Raw genomic sequence first — 21,575 nt, forward strand, 5'->3', positions numbered from 1 at the left:
CACAGCGTGAAAGGGAGGTCGTCGTCATGTCCGGCAGATTCCCATGTGGGTGAACCACTCGATCCCCGAACGATCACCGAAGGTTTAATTTCAAGCTTAGAGGATGGCCGCATGGATTCCTTCTCGACACTCATCCGCACCGCCTCCCACGAGCAGCACACGGAGGCGGAGACCTCCACCCTTCATGAGTGATCTGCTCGGCGGCCGGCTCGGCGTGGACGCGTACGCGCGGTACACCGAGCAGCTCTGGTTCGTGTACGCGGCACTGGAGGACGGGGCCGAACGGCTGGAGTCGGATCCGGTGGCGGGCCCGTTCATCCGGTCCGAGCTGTTCCGGCTGGCCGCGCTGGAGCGGGACCTGACGCATCTGCGCGGTGCCTCCTGGCGCTCGGGACTGAGCGCGCTGCCCGCGACCGAGGCGTACGCGGCACGGGTGCGCGAGTGCGCCGAGCAGTGGCCGGCCGGCTACATCGCCCACCACTACACCCGTTACCTCGGCGACCTCTCCGGCGGCCAGGTCATCCGGGACAAGGCGGAGAAGACGTGGGGCTTCACGAAGAAGGGTGACGGAGTCCGCTTCTACGTGTTCGAGGAGATCCCCAACCCGGCCGCCTTCAAGCGTGGTTACCGCGAACTCCTGGACACCGTCGACGCCGACGACCTGGAGAAGCAGCGCATCGTGACCGAGTGCAAGCGGGCGTTCACCTTGAACACGGCGGTCTTCCACGCGCTGGGCGAGGAGTTCCCCCTCTCGGCGTGACCTGGCCGGGGGACACCAGGGCACGGCCCGTGCGCGTCAGCGCTCCAGGACCACCCGGCCGCCGACCTCGACCCAGCCGCCCGGTTGGGGGGCGGTGAGGAGTTGGGAGCCTGTGCCCTGGACGATGTTCAGGGCACGTTCCAGTTGGGCCGTAAGCAGCAGGGCCGCCGCGCCTGTTGCCTCGTCCTCATCGATGCCGTCGTCGCGGCCGGGGAAGGCGCGGGCGCGGATCCGGCCGGCGGCCTCGTCCTCCCAGGACCAGGCGTAGATCCACTCGCCGGGCGGCGGTACGGGCAGGTCGTCGACCTCGGCGGCGGTGGCGTACTGGCGCAGGGTGCGTGGCGGGGCCCACTCCGGGCGGGCCTCGATCCAGGTGAACTCGCCGTCCAGGCGGGTGCCCACCGTGCCGGCGGAGGTGATCAGTTCCGGTACGTCCAGGAGCCAGGCCACCCCCACGCAGGGGTGGCCCGCGAACGGCAGGCGCAGGGTGGGAGTGAAGATGTCGATGACGCCGCGCTCGGGGTCGTCGACGAACACCGTCTCGCTGAAGCCGAGTTTGGCGGCGAGTTCCTGGCGGTCTTCCTGGGCGGGAACGCGCGAGCCGTCGCGGACGACACCGAGTTCGTTGCCGTAGCCGCCGCGCGGCCCGCAGAAGACGCGCAGCACGTCGTAGTCGGTCACCCGGGCATTGAAGCATCACGGCGGCGGTGCCGTCCGAGCGGGACGACACTGCCGCCGACGCGGATCAGGCCTGCGCGTCGCGCCGCCTGCGCAGCGCGTAGAGCACGCCCGCGCCCGCCGCCACGGTCGCCGCGGCGGCCGCGCCCAGGGCGCCCACCGGGACGTTCGAGCCGGTGGCGGCCATGCTGCCGCCGATGCCGCCGGTGGTGGAGCCGATGCCGCCGGTCGTCGAGCCGGTACCGCCGATATCGCCCGTGCCGCCGGAGGTGCCGGTGCCGCCCGTGCCGGAGCCGCCGCCCGAAGTGCCGTTGCCGGAGGGGAGTTCGGCGCCCTTGGTGAGGACGACGGAAAGGTTCACCGGGTCGAGCGCGGTGCCCTTGTCGTAGAAGCCGCCGAACGCCTTGGCGCCGGCCTCGGTCAGCGTTGCCGTCACGTCGTTCAGGGTGATGACGTCGTTCTTGGCGGTGAGCTTGGTGGAGCCGGCCTTCAGATCAGCCAGGACCACGTTGGGCGACTTCTCGCCGAGGCTGGTGACATCGGCGGTCAGCTTGCCGGACCCGCCGTCGAGAGCGGCCCGGACATTGTCGAGGGTGAGGTCGAGCCCGTAGCCGCCGCCCTCGCCCTCGCCCTGGTGGCCCTTGAAGTTCACCGAGCCCTTGAACGCGGCGGAGAGGGTGCCGGCCTCGGTGTCGTAGCCGCCGGTGGCGTCGGCGAAGGTGAAGGCGCCGTTGCCGGACGCCTGGGAGGCTCCGTCCGACGTCGTGATCCGGCCCTTGGCCACCGGGCCCACGACGTAGCCGCGGAAGGAGTCCTTCACACCCCAGGCCAGCCTGCCGTCGGCTATGTCTCCCCTGGAGGGGGCGGGCGCGGTGGAGGCGGACGGAGAGGTGGACGCCGTGGGCTTGGCGCTCTGGGAGGCCGAGTCGCTGGGCTTCGGGGACGACGGGCCGCCGGTTTCCGACGCGCTCGGCGAGGCCGACGAGGTGGGCGAGGACGTCGGCTCGGGCGAGGTGGTCCCCGACTCGCTGGGCGACGGGCTCGGGGACGTCGTGCCCTGCTTCTTCACCACCGACAGCGGGTCGCCTGCCGCGCCCGCGTAGGAGGAGCTGCCGAGGAAGGTGCCGGCCTCGGTGGTGAGGGTGGTGGCCAGGCCGCCCATGTCCGAGCCGGTCGGGGCCGCGACCTCGGCGAACGGCACGTCCTGCTGGGTCGGGCCGTCGTCGGCGGTCAGGTCGGCGGTGAGGACGCCCGTGGCGCTGTCGTACTGGAAGTCGCTGAGCACCCGCTTGAACCCGTGCACGGGCGACTCGGCGACGAGCGTGCCCTTGAACGCCAGGCGCAGCGTGTGGTTGGTGCTGTCGTAGGTGCCCTGGCCGTCGGTGAAGGTGAAGACGCCGTTGCCGTCGGCCTGGGAGGCGCCCTCGGTGGCGGTGAACGTGCCCTTGGTGTAGGGGCCGGTGACGTAGTTGCGGTACGACTCCTTGATGCCCCAGCTCAGTTCGTAGCCGGTCAGGGGCACGGAGGCCGCGGCGGCACCGGGGGCCGTGGCCAGGGCGGCGGCGCCCAGCGCGGTGGCCGTGGCCACGGCGGCGGCGAACATCACCGGCCGTCTGCGGGCGCGGGTGGCGGTGGCGGACATGACGGTTCTCCTCGTGACGGGGTCCGCCTGTGGGGCGGCGGAGGGAATCAGGACGTGGGGGGTGAGGGGAGAGGCTTGGGGGCCCGGCCGGCCGGGACGGCCGGGCAGGGTCACGACCCGGCGGACCGCTCCTCGCCGGCACCGGAGCCGGAGCCGGCGCCTGAACCGGAGCCGGAGCCGGCGCCTGAACCGGAGCCGGAGCCGGCGCCTGAACCGGAGGCCGCGGCGCCGGAGTTCGCCGCCGTACCGGAACCCTCGGTGGGCGCGGTGGACTCCGTACGGTTCCTGCGGCGGTAGAGCGCCGCCCCGCCGAGAGCCACCACCAGCGCGCCTCCCGCGCCGAGCGCGACCGGCAGGACCGGGGTGCCGTCGTCGCCGGTGGCCGCGACCGGCTCGGCCGAGGGGGCGGGGGCGGCCGTCGTGGGTGCGGGCGAGGCGGTTTCGGTGACCGCGCTGCCCAGAGCGGGCAGGGCGGGCAGCTTGGCGGTGGCGGTGAGGGCGACGGCCAGGGTCACCGGGTCCATAGCGGTGCCCGTCGGGTACATCCCGCCGAACGCCTTGGCGCCACGGGCGGTCAGCTCGGCCGGTGCCTCGGTCACCTTCGCCAGGCCGTCGCGGGCGGTCAGGCCCTTGGCCGCGAAGGTGACCAGGGGGACCTTCTTGCCGGTCAGGCGAGTCGGTGCTGTGGAACGTGCGTTTCCCGCGCATCGTGCTGGCCCTGCTCGTGGGCGCCTCGCTGGGCTGCGCGGGCGCGCTGATGCAGGGCGTGTTCGGCAATCCGCTGGCCGAGCCGGGCGTCATCGGGGTCTCCTCGGGCGCGGCGGTCGGCGCGGTCGCCGCGATCGCCCTCGGTCTTGACTTCCTCGGCACCTGGACGGTCCCGGTGGCCGCCTTCGTCGCGGGTCTGGGCACGGTTCTGCTGGTGTACGCCATGGCGCGCTCGGGCGGCCGTACGGAGGTGGTGACGCTGATCCTCACCGGGATCGCGGTGAACGCCTTCGCGGGCGCCCTGATCGGGCTGTTCCTGTTCTTCGCGGACTCCGCCGCGGTCAACCAGATCACCTTCTGGCAGCTCGGCTCGCTCTCCCAGGCCACCTGGCCGAAGGTCATGGCCGTCCTGCCGTGCGCGGTGCTCGGACTGGGCGTCGCGCCGCTGTACGCGCGCCGGCTGGACCTGCTCTCGCTCGGCGAGGGTCCGGCCCGCCACCTGGGCGTGGACGTGGAACGGCTGCGCGTCGTGCTGGTGCTGGTCATCGCCCTGCTGACCGCGGCGGCCGTCAGCGTCTCCGGCATCATCGGCTTCGTCGGCCTGGTCGTACCGCATCTGCTGCGGATGGCGGCCGGGCCCGGGCACCGCTTCCTGGTGCCGGGCAGTGCCCTGCTCGGCGCGCTCGTCCTGCTCGCCGCGGACCTGGCCGCCCGCACCGTCGCCGCACCCGCCGAGCTTCCGCTCGGCGTGCTCACCGCACTGGTCGGCAGCCCGTTCTTCTTCTGGCTGCTGCGCCGCACCCGCCGCAGGCAAGGAGGCTGGGCATGAGACTGCCGAGGATCCGACCGGTTCCCCCCGCCCCGGCCCGGGCCGGTGACGTGCTCGCCGAGACGGAGGCGCTGCATGTGCGCAGGGGCGCCCGCGAGGTGCTCGACGGCGTCGACGTCGCGGTCCGCGCCGGTGAGGTGCTGGCCCTGGTGGGCCCCAACGGCGCCGGGAAGTCGACCCTGTTGGGCGCGCTCGCCGCCGATCTCCCGCCCACCCGGGGCGTGGTGCGTGTCCACGGCCGCCCGGCCCACGAGTGGTCCGCGCCCGAACTCGCGCCGCGCCGCGCCGTGCTGCCGCAGTCGGCGGCGCTCTCCTTCCCCTTCGCCGTCGAGGAGGTCGTACGGATGGGCCGTGCCCCGCACGCGTCCTCGGCCTCCCCGGACGAGGACGAGCGGATCGTGGCCGAGGCGATGGCCGCCACGGAGGTGACCGCGTTCGCCGCGCGCCCGTTCCCGGCGCTCAGCGGCGGCGAGCGGGCCCGGGTCGCGCTCGCCCGGGTGCTGGCCCAGCGGGCACCGCTGCTGCTGCTCGACGAGCCGACCGCCGCGCTCGACCTGAAGCACCAGGAGCTGGTGCTGCGGCTGTGCCGGGAAAGGGCGCACGCCGGGGACTCGGTTGTCGTGGTGCTGCACGACCTGGGACTGGCCGCCGCGTACGCGCACCGGGTCGCGATCCTGTGCGCCGGTCGTGTCGTGGCCGACGGACCGCCCGCCGACGTCTTCTCCGAGGCGCTGCTCTCCCGGGTCTACGACCAGGGGGTGGAAGTGCTGCCGCACCCGCGTACGGGCGCGGTCCTGGTGACCCCCAGACGGAGCCCCTTGGCTCGATCTTGACCATCCCTTTGCCCTCTCTTGACACATTCGCGATCACTTCGTTCCCGTACGCCGATCATGAGACAGGAATCACGGTCCGCACGGGTAGGAACCAGGTAAGCCTCGGTTAAGTTAGGCAAGCCTCACCAACGGTCGTGGGGTGTCAGGTCACCTTCCAGCCACTTCCGGGAGCCCTCGTGCGAGCCGTCCGCTTCTCCGTCATCACCGCCGCAGCCGCGGTCGCGCTGACCGCCGTGACGGCCTGTACGCAGAAAAGCGGCACGCAGGACACCGACCGCGTGGTCGACGTGACCGCGAAGGACGACTCCTGCGAGGTCTCGAAGAAGGCGTTTCCGGCCGGGCACGTCGAGCTCGCCATCGAGAACAAGGGCTCGAAGGTCACCGAGGTCTACCTCCTCTTCCCTGACGACCGGATCGTCGCCGAGCGCGAGAACATCGGCCCCGGCATCAAGCAGAAGGTCACCGCCGAGGTGAAGGCCGGCGACTACGTCATCGCCTGCAAGCCGGGCATGAAGGGCAAGGGCATCCGCCAGGAGGTCAAGGCGACCGGCGGCACGGTCGCCAAGCGCGACCCGAAGCTGGACGCGGCCGTCGCCGACTACCGCCGGTACGCCCAGGAGCAGGCCGACGAGACCCTGCCCCGCGTCGAGACCTTCGTGAAGGCGATCAAGGCCGGCGACGTGCCGGCCGCCAAGAAGGCTTACGCGATCTCCCGTCTCGGCTGGGAGCGCACCGAGCCGGTCGCGGAGTCCTTCGGCGACATCGACCCCAAGGTCGACGTCCGCGAGGACGGCCTGGAGGACGGCCAGAAGTGGACCGGCTGGCACCGCCTGGAGAAGTCGCTGTGGAAGGACGGCAGGATCGGCGCCGAGGAGAAGGTGCTCGCCGACCAGCTCCTCACCGACCTCCAGGACTGGCAGAAGCGGGTCGGCACCGCCGAGATCACCCCGACCTCCATGGCCAACGGCGCCAAGGAACTCCTCGACGAGGTCGCCCAGGGCAAGGTCACCGGCGAGGAGGACCGCTACGCCCACACCGACCTGGTCGACTTCAAGGGCAACGTCGAGGGCGCGCAGAAGGCGTACGAACTCCTCAAGCCGGTCGCCTCGAAGAACGACCCGGCGCTGGCCAAGGAGCTCGACAAGCAGTTCGCCGCGCTCGAAACGCTTCTCGACAAGTACCGCACGGACAAGACGTCGTACGAGTTCGTCTCCTACGACAAGGTCGGCAAGGACGACCGCAAGGAGCTCTCGGACGCGGTGAACGCGCTCGCCGAGCCGCTGTCCAAGCTCGCCGCGGCCGTTGTGAAGTAGAGGGCGGGAGATGACCGAGACCCAGGGCAGTACTCCGTCCCGCCGCGCCGTGATCGGCTGGGGCGGGGCCGGGATCGCGCTCGGTGCCGTCGCGGCCGGCGGCGCGGTGGCGATGACCAAGGCCGGCGCCGACCTCGACCCGGTCGGCGCGGAGGCGGGCGGTGCGGTGGAGTTCCACGGCGCCCACCAGGCCGGCATCGCCACGCCCGTGCAGGACCGCCTGCACTTCGCCGCGTTCGACGTGAAGACCGACGACCGCGCCGAGTTCGTGCGGATGCTGAAGGACTGGACGGCCGCCGCGCGCCGGATGACCGCCGGCAAGGAGGTCGGTGAGGGCGCGTACGGTGGACTCGCCGAGGCGCCGCCCGACGACACCGGAGAGGCGCTGGGCCTCAAGCCCTCGCGGCTGACGCTGACCATCGGCTTCGGGCCGTCGCTGTTCGACAAGTTCGGGCTGCGGGACAGGCGGCCGGCCGCCCTGGTGGACCTGCCCAAGTTCCCCGGCGACAACCTGGACCGCTCCCGTACCGGCGGCGACCTGTGCATCCAGGCCTGCGCGGACGACCCGCAGGTCGCCGTGCACGCGATCCGCAACCTGGCCCGCATCGGCTTCGGCAAGGTCGCCGTCCGCTGGTCCCAGCTCGGCTTCGGCAAGACCTCCTCCACCACCCCGGACGCCCACACCCCGCGCAACCTCTTCGGGTTCAAGGACGGCACCCGCAACATCGCGGGCACCGAGACCGGCCGGCTGGACAAGTTCGTATGGGTCGGCGACAAGGACGGCGGCGCCAACGACGCCTGGATGCACGGGGGTTCGTACGTCGTCGCCCGGCGCATCCGGATGAACATCGAGACCTGGGACCGGGCTCCGCTCCAGGAGCAGGAGGACATCTTCGGCCGGGACAAGGGCGAGGGCGCACCGGTCGGCAGGGCCAAGGAGCACGACGAGCCGTTCCTGAAGGCGATGAAGCCCGACGCGCACGTACGGCTCTCGCACCCCGACGCCAACGGCGGGATCACGATCCTGCGCCGCGGCTACTCCTTCACCGACGGAACCGACGGCCTCGGCCGCCTGGACGCCGGACTGTTCTTCCTGGCCTACCAGCGCGACCCACGCAACGGGTTCATCCCGCTCCAGCGCAAGCTGGCGGCGTCGGACGCGCTCAATCAGTACATCCAGCACGTGGGTTCGGCGGTCTTCGCGGTCCCGCCCGGCGTGCGTGACGCGCACGACTGGTGGGGACGCACCCTGCTGTCCGAGGAGGCGTGACCCGTGTTCTCCAACTATCTGATCGGTCTGCGCGAGGGGCTGGAAGCCAGCCTCGTCGTGTGCATCCTCATCGCCTATCTGGTGAAGACCGGCCGCAGGGACGCCCTGAGGCCGATCTGGACCGGCATCGGCATCGCGGTCGCCATCGCCATGGGCTTCGGCTGTGTCCTCGAATTCGGTTCCCAGGAGCTGACGTTCGAGGCGCAGGAGGCGCTCGGCGGGACCCTGTCGATCGTCGCGGTGGGCCTGGTGACCTGGATGGTCTTCTGGATGCGGCGCACCGCCCGGCATCTGAAGTCCGAGCTGCACGGCAAGCTGGACCAGGCGCTGGCGATGGGCACGGGCGCGCTGGTCGCCACCGCGTTCCTGGCCGTGGGCCGTGAGGGCCTGGAGACGGCGCTGTTCGTGTGGGCGTCGGTCCACGCGGCCTCCGACGGCACGCCGCGCCCGCTGATCGGGGTCGCCCTCGGTCTGGCCACGGCGGTCCTCCTGGGCTGGCTGTTCTACCGGGGCGCGCTGCGGATCAACCTCGCCAAGTTCTTCACCTGGACCGGCGCCATGCTGGTCGTCGTCGCGGCGGGTGTGCTGGCGTACGGCGTCCACGACCTCCAGGAGGCCGCCTGGGTGCCGGGGCTGGGCAACCTCGCCTTCGACATCAGCGGCACCATCCCGCCGGACAGCTGGTACGGCACGCTGCTGAAGGGCGTGTTCAACTTCCAGCCGGACCCGACGGTCGTCCAGGTCACGGTGTGGCTGCTGTACCTGGTCCCGACGCTCACGGTCTTCTTCGCCCCGGTAGGGTTCGCCTCCGGGAAGAGGAAGGTGACGGTGGCTGATGAGCAGGGTTCGCGGCCCTCAAAGGCTTCGCAGGCTTGAGCGTTGGGCGACGGCGGCGGTCACGGCGGCCGCGCTGACGCTGACGGCGAGCGGGTGCGTGGTGGTGCACGGGGAGCGTGAGGTGCTCCCGGCCACCACCCCCGCGGAGGCCGCGAAGGCGCTGACGCGGTTCACCGACGCCTACAACGAGGCCGACAAGGCCTACGACCGCACCCTGGACGCGGACTTCGTCACCGGCGCGCTCGGCGCCATCGACGGGGCACGGCTGAAGGCGGGGCGCACCAACAACCCGGGCGGCAACTCCGCGCACACGCCGCTGACGCTGACGGACGCGAAGTTCACGATCCCCAAGAAGGCGGGCTGGCCGCGCTGGTTCCTCGCCGACGCCAAGGGGAACAAGGGCGGCGACCAGCGCTGGCTGCTGGTGTTCCTGCGCTACGGCGTCACCGAGGAGTGGCGGGTGGCGTTTCTGACGCTGGCATCCCCCGGCGACGTACCGGAGTTCCGGAAGGACGCGGACGGCCTGGCCGAGGCCCTGCCCGAAAACAGCACCGAACTGGCCGTCGCGCCCGGCGACTTGAGCAAGGACTACGCGGCGTACCTGGGCAGTGGCGGGGACGCCTTCGCCGACGGCGCCCACACCACCGGCTGGCGCAAGCTGCGTACCAGGGCCGCGAGCCGGCCGGGGCTGGCGCGGCAGTACATCGACCAGCCCATGACGGACGGCGCCTACGCCCCTCTGGCGCTGCGCACCGCGGACGGCGGCGCGCTGGTGTTCTTCACCACCCGCCACTACGAGAAGCAGACCGCCGCCGAGGGGGCTTCCGTCCCCACCCCCAACAAGGACGTCCAGGCCCTCACCACGGGCGAGGTCAAGCAGTCCCTGACGATGGAGTTCATCTCCAACGAGGTGGCCCTCGACCCGCCGAGGGGCGCGGCCGGACAGCGGGTTTCCATACTGGCCCGCGTCCAGGGCCTCACCTCGGCCCAGGGCGAGTAGGGTCCGGGTCCCGGGCGGACCGCGCACACGGCGTCCGGCACGGGGCCTCCGGGCCACGGGGGTTCCGCCACCGAGGGTTCAGTGGTGCCCGAGTGTTCAGTGGTGCCCGAGGGTTCAGTGGTGCAGGGGCCAGGTCGTGGAGTGCGGGTCCGGTGCCTGGGCGGCGTGGCGGGCGCAGGCGTCGGTGAGGGGTTCCAGGAGGCTCAGCGGGTCCGGGAGGGCGTGCTCGGGGCCGCGCAGCCAGCGCACCTGCTGGTCGTCGTCGCCGGGCAGGCGGGCCGGCGGTACCAGGACGTAGGAGCCGCGGCAGTGCCAGCGCAGGCCCGGGTGCTCGTCCATGGTCTCCGGATGGCAGTCCAGCTCGCAGGGCCACCACTCGTCCTCGTCCTCGGGCGTGCCGCGGGTGAGGGTGAAGAACAGCATGCGGCCGTCGTCACTCTCGGCGACCGGACCGACCTCGACGCCCTCGGCGAGCAGCCGCTCCAGGGCCTCGCGGCCGGCCTCCAGGGGCACGTCGAGGACGTCGTGCACCATTCCGGTCGCGGTGATGAAGTTGGCCTGCGGCTGGTGCCGGGCCCAGCGCTCGATCTGGGCGCGGTCCGTGGTCGACTGCGTCTGCCAGGCGAACGACACCGGGTGCCGGGCGGGCGTGGGACAGCCGACGCGGTCGCAGGAGCAGCCGTATCCGGTGGCCGGGTGCGCGGCGGGCGCGAGGGGAAGTCCCGCGGTGGCGGCGGCGAGCAGCAGGTCCTCACGACCGCCTTCGCCGACCGTCTCCTTGGGGCGGCGTCCCCGCAACCACCTGGTGAGTTTGCCCTGCCGGCCGGTGCGGTCGCCGAACTCCGCGCTCATCTATCCCCTGACCTCGCTGGTGTGGACAGCATGCCCCATGGTCCCACCATCCTCCGCCTCGGGGGGCCGGAGCCCGCAACCGGGGCGGCCGCGCCCGCCTCCGGGGCGGCCGCGGCGGCGCTCAGCGCGGCGCGATCCCGTACAGGGCGTAGTCGACGAGGGTGTCGGTGTACTCGTAGGAGATCGGCGCGGTGCGCTGGAGCCAGCGCTGGGCGAGCGGGGAGACGAAGAGCTCCAGGGCGATGCGGGGGTCGACGCCGGGACGTACGGCGCCGGTGTCCTGGGCCGAGCGCAGCCTGCGGACGTACAGCTCCAGTTGCGGCTGGAGCAGCTTGGCCACGAACTGCCGGCCGAGCTGCTCGTTCACCACGCCCTCGGCGGCCAGGGCCCGGGCGGGCGCCTCGAACGCCGGGTCGAACAGCTCGTCGACGGTGGCGCGCAGGACGGCCTTGAGGTCGGCGGCGAGGTCGCCGGTGTCGGGGATCCCGTCCCCCTGCCCGTCCCCCTGGCGGGCCGCCGCCTGCTCGCCGAGGTCGAGGAACGCCTCCATGAGCACGTCCGCCTTCGAGGGCCACCAGCGGTAGATCGTCTGCTTGCCCACCCCGGCCCGCGCGGCGATCGACTCGATCGTGGTCTTCGGATACCCGGTCTCCGCGACGAGCGCGAGGGCGGCGGCGTAGATCGCGCGGCGGGACTTCTCACTGCGGCGGCTGGCGTCGGGGGCGGGCTTGTCGGGCATGCGCCGACGGTAGCAGGGGCGTGAGACGGCGCGTCTCGCCGCTCCTCCCGGACCGTGCGGGGCCGGTTGCTAGCGCGTCGGGTCGGGAGGCGGCCAGGGGTCGCCCCAGTCCGTGTCGCGGGCCGCCTTGTACAGGTCTCCGTGGCGTTTGGTGACCGTCTCCCGGCGCAGGCCCTCGTCGGGCGTGCAGAGGTTCAGCAGGACCTGGCCCTTGCGGATCTGGGGGCGGCGGACGACGCGCGCGGGGGCCGGGGCGACCGGGAAGCGGGTGGCGGCGACGTAGCTGAACTTCTCGTCCTCGTACGCGAGGGAGCCGCCCTTGACCTGCCGGTGCAGGGAGGACCGGCTGACCCGGGCCGAGAAGTGGCACCAGTCCGTGCCGGGCACGATCGGGCAGGCGGCGCTGTGCGGGCAGGGCGCGGCGACCTGGAAACCGGCCTCGATCAGCCGGTTCCGGGCCTCGATGACGCGGGCGTAGCCGTCGGGTGTGCCGGGCTCGACGACCACGACGGCGCGGGCGGCGGCCGCGGCGGCGTCCACGACGGCCGCGCGGTCGGCCTCGGTCAGCTCGCCCAGGACGTAGGAGACGGTGACGAGGTCGGTGTCGTCGAGGGTGAGCGCCGCGCCGATCCGGGCACGCTGCCAGCGGGCGTCCCGCAGGGCCGGGTCGGCCTCGGCGATCTCCCGGCCGAGGGCGAGCGCGGGCTCGGCCCAGTCGAGCACGGTCACCGGCCGGATGCCGTCCCAGGTGGCGCCGACGGCCCAGGCGGCGGCGCCGGTCCCGCCGCCGACGTCGGTGTGACTGGCGGGCGTCCACTCGGGCGCGGCCGCCGCGAACGCTTCCAGCGCCGAGCGGACCGCCTCGAAGGTGGCCGGCATCCGGTAGGCGGCGTACGCGACCACGTCCGCGCGGTCGCGCAGGATCGGCGCGTCGGTCGGGGTGCTCCCCCGGTAGTTGGCGATCAGCCGCTCCACGGCACCCGCGGCCTGCCGGGGCGGCAGCCCGTCGAGCAGCCCGGAGAGCGCGGCACGGAGAGTCTCCGACGGGGGTACGACGTCATTCACCGTCCGATTCTCTCAGCTCCCCCGAGCCCCCCGAACCGCCCACGCCTCCCACCTCCGACGGTCCGCCCGAGCCTGCCGGCTCCGACGGTCCGCCCGCACCCCCCAGCTCCGACGAGCCACCTGAACCGCCACGCCTCCCAGGCCCGGCAGACCACCCGAACCGCCCACACCCCTCAGGCCCGTCACTACGCCCGCACCCCCCAGCTCCGACGAGCCACCTGAACCGCCCACGCCTCCCCGGCCCGGCAGACCACCCGAACCGCCCGCGCCCCTCAGGCCCAGCACTACGCCCGCACCTCCCAGCTCCGGCGGGCCACCTGAACCGCCCACGCCTCCCCGGCCCGGCAGACCACCCGAACCGCCCGCGCCCCTCAGGCCCAGCGGGCCGCCCGGCCCCGCTCGCGCCTCCCACGTCCGGCACACCACCCGGACCGCGCCTGCGCCTCCCACGCCCCCACAGGCCAACCAGACCATCGGCATGATCAGGCCCGGCACGCCGCCCAGACCGCCCGCGCCTCCCACATCCGGCAGACCACCCAGATCGCCCACGCTTCCCGAGTCCGGCGGACCACCCAGACCGCCGCGCCTCCCACGCCCCGCAGGCCCACCAGACCCCTCGCGCCCCTCAGGCCCGGCGGGCTGCTCGTACCGCTCGTGCCAGGCGGGTCGCGGACGCCGCGCGCGGGGCGCTTGTCGGTGGGCGGCGGCGGGGGTGGACCGTGTTGGCCAGGAGGACCAGGAAGGTGTCCGTGGCCGGGTCGAGGACCAGGGACGTACCGGTGAAGCCCGTGTGGCCCGCCGCGCCGCCGCCCGCCAGTTCGCCCATGAACCACGGCTGGTCCACCGCGAAACCCAGGCCCGGCGGGGCGAGCAGCAGCTCGACGAAGTCGGGACCGAGGATCCGGGCGGGGCCGTAGGAGCCGCCCGCGAGGAGCGCGCGGCAGAAGACCGCGAGGTCGGGGGCCGTCGAGAACAGGCCCGCGTGCCCGGCCACGCCGCCCAGCGCCCAGGCGTTCTCGTCGTGGACCTCCCCGCGCAGCATCCCCCGGTCCGCCTTGGCCCACGGCCGCCGCTGGTCCTCGGTCGCCGCCGCGCCGGGGCACGGGCCGAAGCGTGTCGACGCCATGCCCAGCGGGCGGGTGATCCCGTCGCGGACCAGGACGTCCAGGGGGCGGCCGGTGATCCGCTCCAGGACGCGCTGGAGCAGCAGCGGGTTGAGGTCCGAGTAGGTGTACGTACCGGGTTCGCCCACCGGGGCCTCCGCGCGCAGCATCGCCGACCGGGAGGCGCCGTCGGGGCAGTCGTACAGCGGGAGTTCGGGGCGCAGTCCGGAGGTGTGCGTGAGCAGCTGCCGTACGGTGACGCCGTGCGCGGCGGCCGCCCGGAACTCCGGCAGGTACGCCCCCACCCGCGCGTCGATGCCCAGCGTGCCCCGCTCGATCTGCTGCACGGCGGCGACCGCGGTGAACAGCTTGGTGAGGGAGGCCAGGTCGAACGGCGTGTCCAGGGTCATCGGCACCCGCTGGGCGGGCGGCAGTTCGACCCCCCGGTCGGTGGCGGGGTCGTAGGACGCGTACCGCACCGCCCAGCCCGCCGCCTCGGCGACGGCGACCACCGGACCACGCCCGGCGATCACGACGGCGCCCGCCGCCCAGGGGTGCTCCCCGGTGGTGAGGTCGTGGACCTCGCGCACGAGGTGACGCAGCTCGGCGGGGTCCAGTCCGGCCTTCTCCGGTGTGTCCCCGCGCAGTCTCGGTGCGCTCAGCTCTCCTCCCCCGGGCTCTCGGCCGCACGTGGCCTCCAGGGACGGCACATTCCCATGAAGCAGGCCAGCGCCACCAGTGCGGCCGCCAGTTGGACCAGCGCCATGGGCACGGCGGTGTGCTCCCCGGCGATCCCGACCAGCGGGGAGGCGACCGCGCCGATGAGGAAGGACGACGTGCCGAGCAGGGCGGACGCGGAGCCGGCGTGCTGCCGGGTGCGCATCAGGGCGAGCGCCTGGGTGTTGGGCAGGGTGACGCCCATCGCGGACATGAGCACGAACAGCGCGGCGGCCACGGGCACCAGGCCCGCGTCCCCGAAGACCCCCGCGGCCATCAGCAGCAGGCCGGTCGCGGCCAGGACGACCACGGCGAGGCCGACGGCCAGCACCCGGTCCAGGCGGACCCGGCCGACCAGCACCCGGCCGTTGATCTGGCCCACGATGACCAGCCCGACCGAGTTGAGCCCGAACAGCAGGCTGTACGTCTGCGGGGAGGCACCGTAGATCTCCTGGATCACGAACGGCGAGGCGGCTACGTACGCGAACAGCGCGGCGAAGGCGAAGCCGCCCGCGAGCAGGTACCCGGTGAAGGCTCGGTCGGCGAGCAGCCGGCGCATCGAGCCGAGCGTCTCGCCCACCCCGCCGCCGTGCCGCCGGGCGGGCGGCAGGGTCTCCGGCAGCCGGGTCCAGACGACCACGGCCAGCAGCGCCCCGACCACCGTGAGGACGACGAACACACCCCGCCAGTCCGTCACCCTCAGGATCTGCCCGCCGATCAGCGGCGCCACGATCGGGGCGACCCCGGAGATCAGCATCAGGGTGGAGAAGAAGCGGGCCATGGCCACGCCGTCGTACAGGTCCCGGACCACCGCGCGGGCGATCACGATGCCGGCCGCGCCCGACAGGCCCTGGGCCAGCCGGAAGGCGACCAGCGTCTCGACGTTCGGGGCGAGCGCGCACAGCGCGGTGGCGAGGACGTAGACGGCCAGCCCGGCCAGCAGCGGGCGGCGGCGCCCCCACCGGTCGCTCATCGGGCCGACCACGATCTGCCCGAGCGCCATGCCGGCCAGGCAGGCGGTCAGCGTGAGCTGGACGGTCGCGGCCGGGGCGTGCAGGGACCGGGTGACCTCCGGCAGCGACGGGAGGTACATGTCCATCGCGAGCGGAGGCGTCGCGGTCAGCCCGCCGAGGATCAGGGTCACCAGCAGCCCGGCACGGCGGGCCGCGCGCGCCGGTGGTCCGGCGAGTCCCCGCTCCGGTACGGCCGTCCGCGGCGCGTGCGGCGCCGGCGCCCCACCCTCCGACATGTGTGCCCCTCCCTCTCCGGCCCTCACCGGCCGTCTCCGGCCCTCACCGGCCGTCTTCGGCCCTCACCGGCCCTCACCGGTCGTCTTCGGCCTTCTCCGGCCCTCTCCGTCCGATCCGCCGCCTATGCTCTCAGCTCGTACACCGAGCCGAGGAACGCGTGAGCGAGGGTGGGGTCCGGGATGTCGGAAGTGTCCGGGATGGCGGAACAGACGGTGCGCTGGGGGATTCTGGCGACCGGCCAGATGGCGGCCGCGTTCACCGCGGATCTGGTGGACCTGCCGGACGCCGAGGTCGTGGCGGTGGCCTCGCGCACCGAGGAGCCGGCGAGGGCGTTCGCGGAACGGTTCGGGATCCCGCGGGCCTACGGCGACTGGGAGGCACTCGCCCACGACCCGGACGTCGACGTCGTCTACGTCGCCGCCCCGCACGCGGCCCACCGGGCGGCCGCCGGCCTGTGCCTGGAGGCCGGGCGGAACGTGCTGTGCGAGAAGCCGTTCACGCTGAACCTGCGGCAGGCCCGGGAACTCGTCGCACTCGCCCGGGAGCACGGCCGGTTCCTGATGGAGGCCATGTGGATGTACTGCAATCCACTGGTACGGCGCCTGAAGGCACTGGTCGAGGACGGCGCGATCGGCGAAGTGCGCACCGTCCAGGCCGACTTCGGGCTCGCCGGCCCCTTCCCACCCTCGCACCGGCTGCGCGACCCGCACCTCGGCGGCGGGGCGCTGCTCGACCTCGGCGTGTACCCGGTGTCGTTCGCGCAGCTGCTGCTCGGCGAGCCGTCGGACGTGACGGCAAGGGCGGTGCTCTCCGCGGAGGGCGTCGACCTCCAGACCGGCGCGCTGCTCTCCTGGGACGGCGGCGCGCTGGCCCAGTTGCACTGCTCCATCACGGGCTCCACGGCGACCTGCGCCTCGGTCACCGGCTCCAAGGGCCGGATCGACGTGCCCTCCGGCTTCTTCCACCCGGAGCGTTTCGTGCTGCGCCGGCACGGCCGTGAGCCGGAGGAGTTCACCGCGGACCCGGCCGACGGTCCGCGCACCAGCATGCGGCACGAGGCGCTGGAGGTGATGCGTGCCCTGCGCGCCGGCGAGACGGAGTCGCCGCTCGTACCACTGGAGGGCACCCTGGCGGTGATGCGGACGCTGGACGCGGTGCGGGAGCGGATCGGCGTGCGGTATCCGGGGGAGGCGGATGGACCGGAGGCCGGTCAGGACCGGGAGCCCGCGCTCGCCTGAGCCCCGCGACATGGGGCGGACATCCGTATGGCGGACAGTGGATTCCGCGTGACGGACCGTCCTCGTACGCTCCGGTGCCATGACCGACAGGCAATCGAAGATCGCCGTGGTGACCGGCGCCGGCTCGGGCATCGGGCGGGCCGTCGCCGTGGAACTGCTGCGCGCGGGCTGGTCCGTGACCCTGGCGGGGCGGCGCCCCGAGACGCTGGAGGAGACGGCGGCGCTCGCCCCGGGGGCCGCCTCCCTCGCCGTACGCACCGACGTGGCCCGGCCGGACGACGTGGCCGCGCTGTTCGCCGCCGCCGTCGAGCGGTTCGGGCGCGTCGACCTGCTGTTCAACAACGCGGGCACGTTCGGGCCGGGCGGCGTGCCGGTGGAGGACCTGTCCTACGAGGCGTGGCGGCACGTGGTGGACACCAACCTCAACGGGGCCTTCCTGTGCGCGCAGGCGGCGTACCGGCAGATGAAGGAGCAGGACCCGCAGGGCGGCCGGATCATCAACAACGGCTCGATCTCGGCGCACACGCCCCGGCCCCACTCCGCGCCCTACACCGCCACCAAGCACGCCCTGACCGGCCTGACCAAGGCGCTCTCCCTGGACGGGCGGCCGTACCGGATCGCGGTCGGGCAGATCGACATCGGCAACGCGGCCACCGACATGACGGCCCGGATGGAGTCGGGCGCCCTCCAGGCCAACGGGGAGGTGGTCCCGGAACCGGTGATGGACGTCGCCGACGTGGCGCGCACCGTGCGGCACATGGCCGAGCTGCCGTTGGAGGCGAACGTGCAGTTCGCGACGGTGCTGGCGACGACGATGCCGTACGTGGGGCGGGGCTGAGCGGCCCGGAACGGAGCCGAACGGCCCGGGACGGACGGCGGAACGGGCCACCGACGGGCAATCTGCACAAACGGAATCCCAACTCCGGACCATCGGGGCCGGTAGCGCACCTATGCTCGACATCTCCTCCATCAGAGCTTCACAGTTGGAGCGGCGCGCTTCCGTCGACCTGGCCCAGAGCCACATCTCAGGGGGGAGGCGGCAGCCGTTCCACGGCACCGGTCGGGGGTGGACCCCGCGGGGGGACCGCGGGGTCCGCACCGGTGCGTGGAACGGCTGCCGCACGAACGACTGCGGCTCAGACGGCTGCCGCACGGACGACCAGGGCTCGGACGGCCGCGGCTCAGCGCCGGTGGCGGCCTCCGGAGCCGGCTGCCGCGGCCCGGCGCCGGCGCAGCGCCCACATGCCGCCGGTCAGCAGCGCGACCGTCCCGCCCGCGCCTTCCATCAGCCGCCAGGCCGAGGGGCGGTCGGCCGCCGCCGCGCCCGGCGGTCCGGCGGCGGCCGGTGCGGCCCGCTTCCCGGGCGGGGCGCCCGCGTCCGTCTTCGACCCGCCCTCGCTCAGCGGCTCGACCAGCGTGCCGACGGGCTGCGCGGAACGCCCCTGCCCGAAGCCCCAGTCGAGCAGGGCGGCGGTCTCCTCGTAGACGGCGTTGCTGCCGTTCGCGGGCTTCAGCACCGTGGCCAGCAGGGTGCGGCCGCCGCGTACGGCCGCGCCGGCGAAGGTGTTTCCGGCGTCGCTGGTGTAGCCGTTCTTCACCCCGATCAGGCCCTTGTACGCCCTCAGGCCCCACGCGCCGGTCAGCAGGCGGTCGGTGTTCTGAATCTGGAAGCTCTTGTCCCGGCCGGCCGGGAAGTCGGCGTCGTGCGTGCCGCAGTAGCCGCGGAAGTCGGCGTTGCGCAGCCCGTGCCGGGCGATCAGCGTCAGGTCGTACGCCGAGGACAGCTGACCGGGGTGGTCGAAGCCGTCGGGGCTGACCACGTGGGTGTCCAGGGCCTGGAGGTCCTCCGCCCTGGCCTGCATCTCGGCGACCGTCCTCGCCACCCCGCCGTTCATGTGGGCGAGCACGTGCACGGCGTCGTTGCCCGACCGCAGGAACACGCCCTGCCACAGCTGCTCCACCGTGTAGGTGGTCCCGGCCTGAATCCCGACGAGGCTGGAGCCCATGGGGATGTCGGCCAGTTCGGCGTCGGTGACGGTGTGCCGCTCGGAGCGGTGGAACTTCCTCAGCACCGTGTCCGCGAACAGCATCTTCAGCGTGGAGGCGGGCGCGAGGGGCTGGTGCGCGCGGTGGGCGGCGAGCACGTGGCCCGTCTCGCAGTCGGCGAGGAGCCAGGCACGGGCGGTGAGGCGGCCGGGCAGGCCGGTGGCCCCGCTCACCTGCACCCCCGCATGGGCCAGCCGCTCGCCGCCGATCACGGTGGAGGCGCGGGCGGGGGTCGCGGCGCGGGCCGGGGTGGCGGCCGTGGCCGGGCCGGTGGCGGTCATGGCGGTCAGCGGGGCGGCCGTGGCCAGGGTGAGCAGGGAACGCCGGGACAGGTGGTGGGGGGACCGAGAGGAATCACGCACCCGGGGACCGTACAAAGCGAGCCCGACCCCGTGCGCGACATGTCCTCAAAGCCTGATCAAAAGATGATCAAAGGGCAGGTCACCGAATACCCTGTCGGATTGCGCTCACCGCCGGCCCCACGCCCGCTCACCGCCGGCCCCACGCCCGCTCCCGCCCTCTCCACGTCCGCTTCTCGCCCGCTCACCGCCCCAGGATGCGGTCGGTCTCGACCAGCTGGGCGGCGGTCAGCGGGCCCTTGGCGAGCGCGCCCGCGTTCTCCTCGGCCTGAGCGACCGAGCGGAACCCGGGGATGGGAACGGTCCGCGCGCTGCGCGCCCACAGCCAGGCCAGGGCGCCCTGGGCAAGCGTACGGCCGCCGCTGGTCAGGACCTCGCGCAGCGCCTCGACGCGGGCCAGCCACTCCGGGTCGGCACCGGAGCCGTCGCCGAAGCCCGGCAGCCAGGCGGGCGGCCGGCTGCGGATGTCCCCCGCCTCCAGGGGTGCACGCCCGGCGTGCTTGCCGGTGAGCAGTCCCATGGCCAGCGGGCTGCGGTCGACGCTCGCGAGATCCCTCTCCTCGCACAGCGCGAGCATCCCGGGCGCGTCCTGGAGCACGTTCAGCGCGTGCTGCACGGCCGTGCAGTGCTCTCCCTCGGCGAAGAGGGCCGCGCGGGCGGGGTCGTCCGTGCTCCAGGCGTAGGCCCGGATCAGCCCCTCGGCCACGAACTCCTCGCAGGCGTCCCGGAGGCCGGCCGCGTCGTCGGGACGGGCGTCGGAGAGGTGCAGCTGGTACAGGTCGACGTGGTCGGTGCCGAGGCGGGCGAGGGAGGCGGTGAGGGCGCGACGCGCGTGCTCGGGCGTGGCGTCCTGCCCGTCGGCCGTGCGGGTGCGCTCGTCGAAGAGGTTGCCCCACTTGGTGGCGACGACGACCTCGTCCCGGCGCTTGCCCAGGGCCCGCCCGAGCAGCCGCTCGCTGTGCCCGCAGCCGTAGACATCAGCGGTATCGAAGAAGGTGACGCCGAGGTCGAGGGCGCGCCGGATGGCCCGTACGGACTCCTCGTCGTCCACCGCGCCCCAGCCGAGCGGCTGCCCGTCCGCCGAGTGCCACTCCCCTCCGATCGCCCAGCACCCGAATCCGAGCGCGCTGACCTCGATCCCGCCACGTCCCAGTGTCCTTGTGCAGGTGGTGGTCTCCATGCCCGGGAACGCTACGAGTTGGAGTGCGCGCGAGGGCAAGGCACCGTACGGGGACTCGTGTCCGTGTTCTACGCCTGGCCGGTCTCGAACCGCGAGATCCGGCCGTCGTCGGCGATGGTGAACGCCCACCGGGTGCGCATCTCGCCCCAGGTGTCGTTGCGATAGCGGGCGAGGAGGGCGCGCCCGCCGGCGGACTCGTTGTCGACCTCCATGTGGCCGTGCGTGGAGAAGATCTCCTCCTCGATCCACTCGGCGAGGTCGCGGTCGGTTCCGTCGTCCGCCATGGTCGCGCCGGGCGCGAGGAGTTGCATGAAGCCCTCGCGGTCGTGGGCGTTGACGGCGGTGACGAAGGCACGGACGGCCGGGTCGCTCAGTCTGGCGGTCTGAATCGTCATGTCGGCAGCGTCACACCGGTCCCCGGACCCCGCCACCCGAACGGAGCGCAGGACGGGCCCGGCGAGTGCGGGCGGTGCGACGGTGGACATCCGGAATGAGTCCGATGCCGCTGTTCTTCCGCCGTCTGCCTGGGGAGTCACCGTGACCTGTTACGACCGACGCGATCTGGGCCTGCTGCTGCTCCGGCTGGGTACCGGCGGTGTGCTGGCCGCACACGGCGCGCAGAAGCTGCTGGGTTGGTTCGGCGGTGGCGGGATCGAGGGGACCGGCCGGTTCATGGAGTCCGTGGGCTACCGGCCGGGGAAGGCGAGCGCGATGGCGGCCGGGCTGTCGGAGGCCGGCGGCGGCCTGCTGCTGGTCATGGGCCTGGCGACGCCGGCGGCGGGCGCGGCTGCCGCGGGCGCGATGGCGGGGGCGGCGGCGGTGCACGCGCCCAGCGGCTTCTTCGCCCAGAGCGGCGGCTACGAGTACGCCGCCTCGCTGGGCCTGACCTCCGCGGGCCTGGCGATCACGGGCCCCGGCCGGCTCTCCGTGGACCACGCCCTCGGACACACCGTCAACCGCGGCTGGATGATCCCGGCGGCGTTCGCGACGGTGGCCGCGGCGACGTCCGTGGTCCTGGGCGCGCGGGCGCGGCGGCTCCGCAAGGAGAAGGAGGGGGAGCAGGAGGCGCTTTTCGAGGAGTAGGACACGGCGGTCGTGGCGGGCCGAGGCGCGGGCGGGAACAGGTCCGACGGCCATGGCGGGCCGCCGCAAGGCC

20 protein-coding genes and 1 pseudogene are annotated in these 21,575 nt (G+C 73.4%); 10 read left to right on the top strand and 11 right to left on the bottom strand.

Going from position 1 to position 21,575, the window contains the following annotated elements:
* Positions 1-111 precede the first annotated feature (111 nt).
* Positions 112-760 (top strand): annotated as a pseudogene (locus ACFY3J_RS00005) (heme oxygenase (biliverdin-producing)).
* Positions 761-796: 36 nt separating this feature from the next.
* Here the strand turns inward: ACFY3J_RS00005 and ACFY3J_RS00010 are convergent.
* From ACFY3J_RS00010 to ACFY3J_RS00020, 3 genes are all read right to left on the bottom strand, one after another.
* A complete protein-coding gene (locus ACFY3J_RS00010; RefSeq protein ID WP_390839573.1) occupies positions 797-1,441 on the bottom strand; it encodes a PhzF family phenazine biosynthesis protein in 645 nt (214 codons plus the stop codon).
* A 64-nt stretch (positions 1,442-1,505) separates the two neighbouring features.
* On the bottom strand, positions 1,506-3,080 hold the full coding sequence (locus ACFY3J_RS00015; protein ID WP_390839575.1) for an HtaA domain-containing protein: 1,575 nt from the start codon (positions 3,078-3,080) through the stop codon (positions 1,506-1,508).
* 110 nt (positions 3,081-3,190) lie between these two features.
* Positions 3,191-3,751, bottom strand: a complete 561-nt coding sequence (locus ACFY3J_RS00020; protein WP_390839979.1) for an HtaA domain-containing protein — start codon at positions 3,749-3,751, stop codon at positions 3,191-3,193.
* Between the two features lie 8 nt (positions 3,752-3,759).
* On the opposite strand from ACFY3J_RS00020, the gene ACFY3J_RS00025 reads away from it, so the two are divergent.
* From ACFY3J_RS00025 to ACFY3J_RS00050, 6 genes are all read left to right on the top strand, one after another.
* A complete protein-coding gene (locus ACFY3J_RS00025; protein WP_384173890.1) occupies positions 3,760-4,617 on the top strand; it encodes a FecCD family ABC transporter permease in 858 nt (285 codons plus the stop codon).
* The gene (locus ACFY3J_RS00030; RefSeq protein ID WP_390839577.1) at positions 4,614-5,450 is read left to right on the top strand and encodes a heme ABC transporter ATP-binding protein; all 837 of its coding nucleotides are present in this window, start codon (positions 4,614-4,616) and stop codon (positions 5,448-5,450) included. Before ACFY3J_RS00025 ends, ACFY3J_RS00030 begins: the two co-directional genes overlap by 4 nt.
* A 176-nt stretch (positions 5,451-5,626) precedes the next feature.
* Positions 5,627-6,763, top strand: coding sequence for an iron uptake system protein EfeO (gene efeO / locus ACFY3J_RS00035; RefSeq protein ID WP_384173887.1), 1,137 nt, complete (start codon positions 5,627-5,629; stop codon positions 6,761-6,763).
* Positions 6,764-6,773: 10 nt separating this feature from the next.
* Positions 6,774-8,033, top strand: coding sequence for an iron uptake transporter deferrochelatase/peroxidase subunit (gene efeB, locus ACFY3J_RS00040; protein WP_384173884.1), 1,260 nt, complete (start codon positions 6,774-6,776; stop codon positions 8,031-8,033).
* Between the two features lie 3 nt (positions 8,034-8,036).
* On the top strand, positions 8,037-8,909 hold the full coding sequence (efeU, locus tag ACFY3J_RS00045; RefSeq protein WP_384173881.1) for an iron uptake transporter permease EfeU: 873 nt from the start codon (positions 8,037-8,039) through the stop codon (positions 8,907-8,909).
* On the top strand, positions 8,869-9,870 hold the full coding sequence (locus tag ACFY3J_RS00050; protein WP_384173878.1) for a hypothetical protein: 1,002 nt from the start codon (positions 8,869-8,871) through the stop codon (positions 9,868-9,870). The genes efeU and ACFY3J_RS00050 overlap by 41 nt, the downstream gene beginning before the upstream one ends.
* Before the next feature lie 114 nt (positions 9,871-9,984).
* Here ACFY3J_RS00050 and ACFY3J_RS00055 read toward each other — a convergent pair whose 3' ends face one another.
* The 5 genes from ACFY3J_RS00055 to ACFY3J_RS00075 all read right to left on the bottom strand — a co-directional run bounded on the left by ACFY3J_RS00055 (position 9,985) and on the right by ACFY3J_RS00075 (position 15,595).
* Entirely contained in the window at positions 9,985-10,722 is a 738-nt protein-coding gene (locus ACFY3J_RS00055; RefSeq protein WP_390839580.1) for a bifunctional DNA primase/polymerase, read from the bottom strand.
* A gap of 121 nt (positions 10,723-10,843) precedes the next feature.
* Positions 10,844-11,461, bottom strand: a complete 618-nt coding sequence (locus ACFY3J_RS00060; protein WP_390839582.1) for a TetR/AcrR family transcriptional regulator — start codon at positions 11,459-11,461, stop codon at positions 10,844-10,846.
* A 69-nt stretch (positions 11,462-11,530) separates the two neighbouring features.
* Positions 11,531-12,526 carry a small ribosomal subunit Rsm22 family protein gene (locus tag ACFY3J_RS00065; protein ID WP_390839584.1) on the bottom strand — a complete coding sequence of 332 codons (996 nt, stop codon included), beginning with the start codon at positions 12,524-12,526 and terminating at the stop codon, positions 11,531-11,533.
* Between the two features lie 625 nt (positions 12,527-13,151).
* Positions 13,152-14,339 carry a serine hydrolase domain-containing protein gene (locus ACFY3J_RS00070; RefSeq protein WP_384173867.1) on the bottom strand — a complete coding sequence of 396 codons (1,188 nt, stop codon included), beginning with the start codon at positions 14,337-14,339 and terminating at the stop codon, positions 13,152-13,154.
* The gene (locus tag ACFY3J_RS00075; protein WP_384173864.1) at positions 14,288-15,595 is read right to left on the bottom strand and encodes a multidrug effflux MFS transporter; all 1,308 of its coding nucleotides are present in this window, start codon (positions 15,593-15,595) and stop codon (positions 14,288-14,290) included. Before ACFY3J_RS00075 ends, ACFY3J_RS00070 begins: the two co-directional genes overlap by 52 nt.
* Positions 15,596-15,793: 198 nt before the next feature.
* Here ACFY3J_RS00075 and ACFY3J_RS00080 point away from each other — a divergent pair, with 198 nt between their 5' ends.
* Both ACFY3J_RS00080 and ACFY3J_RS00085 read left to right on the top strand, forming a co-directional pair.
* Positions 15,794-16,834: a Gfo/Idh/MocA family protein gene (locus ACFY3J_RS00080; protein WP_390839981.1), complete on the top strand. Its 1,041-nt coding sequence runs from the start codon at positions 15,794-15,796 to the stop codon at positions 16,832-16,834.
* Between the two features lie 79 nt (positions 16,835-16,913).
* Positions 16,914-17,672 (top strand): SDR family oxidoreductase, encoded by a 759-nt coding sequence (locus ACFY3J_RS00085; protein WP_384173858.1) that lies wholly within the window; start codon positions 16,914-16,916, stop codon positions 17,670-17,672.
* A 343-nt stretch (positions 17,673-18,015) separates the two neighbouring features.
* Here the strand turns inward: ACFY3J_RS00085 and ACFY3J_RS00090 are convergent, their stop codons facing one another.
* The 3 genes from ACFY3J_RS00090 to ACFY3J_RS00100 all read right to left on the bottom strand — a co-directional run bounded on the left by ACFY3J_RS00090 (position 18,016) and on the right by ACFY3J_RS00100 (position 20,814).
* Positions 18,016-19,242, bottom strand: coding sequence for a D-alanyl-D-alanine carboxypeptidase family protein (locus tag ACFY3J_RS00090; RefSeq protein ID WP_390839586.1), 1,227 nt, complete (start codon positions 19,240-19,242; stop codon positions 18,016-18,018).
* A 181-nt stretch (positions 19,243-19,423) separates the two neighbouring features.
* Complete coding sequence (locus ACFY3J_RS00095) at positions 19,424-20,419, bottom strand: aldo/keto reductase (protein ID WP_384173852.1); 996 nt, start codon at positions 20,417-20,419, stop codon at positions 19,424-19,426.
* A 68-nt stretch (positions 20,420-20,487) separates the two neighbouring features.
* On the bottom strand, positions 20,488-20,814 hold the full coding sequence (locus tag ACFY3J_RS00100) for a nuclear transport factor 2 family protein (RefSeq protein ID WP_384173849.1): 327 nt from the start codon (positions 20,812-20,814) through the stop codon (positions 20,488-20,490).
* A gap of 142 nt (positions 20,815-20,956) precedes the next feature.
* Here ACFY3J_RS00100 and ACFY3J_RS00105 point away from each other — a divergent pair, with 142 nt between their 5' ends.
* On the top strand, positions 20,957-21,502 hold the full coding sequence (locus tag ACFY3J_RS00105) for a DoxX family protein (protein ID WP_390839588.1): 546 nt from the start codon (positions 20,957-20,959) through the stop codon (positions 21,500-21,502).
* Positions 21,503-21,575: the final 73 nt, after the last annotated feature.

Origin of the sequence: Streptomyces sp. NPDC001231 (genome assembly GCF_042896885.1) — a bacterium.
Taxonomy (GTDB): Bacteria; Actinomycetota; Actinomycetes; order Streptomycetales; family Streptomycetaceae; genus Streptomyces.

What these genes read in the sequence shown, in the direction of transcription:
- ACFY3J_RS00015 (WP_390839575.1), bottom strand. Translation starts at nt 3,080, where the DNA reads ATGTCCGCCACCGCCACCCGCGCCCGCAGACGGCCGGTGATGTTCGCC.
- ACFY3J_RS00030 (WP_390839577.1), top strand. Translation starts at nt 4,614, where the DNA reads ATGAGACTGCCGAGGATCCGACCGGTTCCCCCCGCCCCGGCCCGGGCC.
- efeB (WP_384173884.1), top strand. Translation starts at nt 6,774, where the DNA reads ATGACCGAGACCCAGGGCAGTACTCCGTCCCGCCGCGCCGTGATCGGC.
- ACFY3J_RS00050 (WP_384173878.1), top strand. Translation starts at nt 8,869, where the DNA reads ATGAGCAGGGTTCGCGGCCCTCAAAGGCTTCGCAGGCTTGAGCGTTGG.
- ACFY3J_RS00055 (WP_390839580.1), bottom strand. Translation starts at nt 10,722, where the DNA reads ATGAGCGCGGAGTTCGGCGACCGCACCGGCCGGCAGGGCAAACTCACC.
- ACFY3J_RS00060 (WP_390839582.1), bottom strand. Translation starts at nt 11,461, where the DNA reads ATGCCCGACAAGCCCGCCCCCGACGCCAGCCGCCGCAGTGAGAAGTCC.
- ACFY3J_RS00075 (WP_384173864.1), bottom strand. Translation starts at nt 15,595, where the DNA reads ATGTCGGAGGGTGGGGCGCCGGCGCCGCACGCGCCGCGGACGGCCGTA.
- ACFY3J_RS00080 (WP_390839981.1), top strand. Translation starts at nt 15,794, where the DNA reads ATGGCGGAACAGACGGTGCGCTGGGGGATTCTGGCGACCGGCCAGATG.
- ACFY3J_RS00085 (WP_384173858.1), top strand. Translation starts at nt 16,914, where the DNA reads ATGACCGACAGGCAATCGAAGATCGCCGTGGTGACCGGCGCCGGCTCG.
- ACFY3J_RS00095 (WP_384173852.1), bottom strand. Translation starts at nt 20,419, where the DNA reads ATGGAGACCACCACCTGCACAAGGACACTGGGACGTGGCGGGATCGAG.
- ACFY3J_RS00100 (WP_384173849.1), bottom strand. Translation starts at nt 20,814, where the DNA reads ATGACGATTCAGACCGCCAGACTGAGCGACCCGGCCGTCCGTGCCTTC.